Below are 1207 nucleotides of genomic sequence, written 5' to 3' on the forward strand. Positions count from 1 at the left end.
CCGCGCCGCCGGCCTCCCAGTGCCAGAAGTCCGTGCCCTCGTCTGCGAGGAAGCGGTTCAGGACCATCTGGTGGACCTCGTCCGCGCCGTCGACGAGCCGGGCCTGGCGGGCGTAGCGGTAGATCCATTCGAGCACCGTGTCCTGCGAGTAGCCGCGCGCGCCGTTCACCTGGATCGCCGTGTCGGCCGCCTTGTGCAGCAGGTTCGCCACGTGGATCTTGGCCATCGACACCTCCTTGCGGGCAAAGCTGCCGCGGTCGAGCGCCCAGGCCGCCTTCATCACCAGGAGCCGCCCGACCTCGATCCCCATGGCGAGGTCCCCCATCCGGATCTGGATCGATTCCCGGTCCGCGAGCCGCACGCCGAAGCCGTGGCGCGCCGCGGCGTAGTCCCGCGCGATCTCGGTGCAGCGCTTGGCGAGGCCGAGCCAGCGCATGCAATGGGTGAGCCGCGCCGGGCCGAGCCGCATCTGCGTGAGCTTCAGCCCCTGCCCCTCGCCCAGGAGCACCCGGTCCGCCGGCAGTTCGAGCCCGTCATAGACCAGCTCGCAATGGCCGCCATGCTCCTCGGGACCCATGATCGGGATGCGCCGCTCGATGCGCCAGCCGGGATCGTCGCGGTGGTGCAGGAAGGCGGTCAGCCCCCGGCGCGGGTCGTCCGAGGTGCGCGCGAGCAGGATGAAATGCGCCGCGTCCCCGGCCCCGGTGATGAACCACTTGCGGCCGCGGACGACGTAGCCGTCGCCGCGCCTCTCCGCCGTGGTCAGCATCATGCCGGGATCCGAGCCCCCGCCCGGATGCGGCTCGGTCATGGCGAAGGAGGACCGCACGCGCCCCTCGACGATGGGGCGGAGCCAGCGCTCCTTCTGCGCCGCGGTGGCGGCCCGTTCCAGCACCATCATGTTGCCGTCGTCGGGCGCCGCGGCGTTGAACACGACCGGGCCGAAGATCGAGCGGTTCATCTCCTCGTAGCAGACCGCCATGCCCACCTTGCCGAGCCCCTGCCCGCCCGTCTCGGGGCGCAGCTGCAGGCACCAGAGCCCCTCGGCACGCGCCCGCGCGCGCAGCCGCCCGAGCGGCTCGGCCGCGATGTTGCCATGCGCGTCCCACGCGCCGCGATCCGCCTCGACCGGCAGCACCTCCTCCGCCACGAACCGCGCGATGCGCGCCCGGAACGACTCGATCTCGGGGGAAAGCGTGAAATCCAT

At 72.1% G+C, this 1207-nt stretch carries 1 protein-coding gene; it reads right to left on the reverse strand.

Annotated elements, in window-relative coordinates:
- A partial coding sequence (locus RISW2_RS22895; RefSeq protein ID WP_043775767.1) for an acyl-CoA dehydrogenase family protein occupies nucleotides 1-1207 on the reverse strand: 1207 nt, incomplete at both ends.

It is taken from the genome of Roseivivax isoporae LMG 25204 (assembly GCF_000521865.1).
Classification (GTDB): domain Bacteria; phylum Pseudomonadota; class Alphaproteobacteria; order Rhodobacterales; family Rhodobacteraceae; genus Roseivivax; species Roseivivax isoporae.